Genomic DNA, 373 nt, shown 5'->3' on the forward strand with positions numbered 1-373 from the left:
CCCCATTCGAAGGCCCAGATGGTTCTCCAGAAGCGCATGGCGGACCTCAGTTGAGATGGCTCGGCAGCCAGGTGGCGATGCCGGGGAAGATCATCATCGCGGCGACGACCACCAAGGCGGCGATCGACGAGAAGGTGAGGCAGGGCCGGAACACCGGCCCCACCGGGGTGCGGGCGGCGGTGGCGGCCGAGAAGGCGACAAGCCCGACCGGCGGCGTCAGCAGCCCCAGCGAGATGACGAAACAGGCCATCACCCCGAACCAGATCACGTCGATGCCGGCCGCCTGCACCATCGGGATGATGATCGGGATGGCCAGGACGATGACCGTCACCTCCTCCAGGAACATGCCGGCCGCGAACAGCCCGAACATCAG

The 373-nt window shown here is 67.0% G+C and carries 1 protein-coding gene; it reads right to left on the reverse strand.

The features are described 5' to 3' along the window. Window positions 1–46: 46 nt before the first annotated feature. On the reverse strand, window positions 47–373 hold a 327-nt coding region (locus ACCO56_RS33075; RefSeq protein WP_433645214.1), incomplete at its 5' end, for a TRAP transporter large permease subunit.

This window comes from Mesorhizobium sp. 1B3, assembly GCF_050958605.1.
GTDB lineage: Bacteria > Pseudomonadota > Alphaproteobacteria > Rhizobiales > Rhizobiaceae.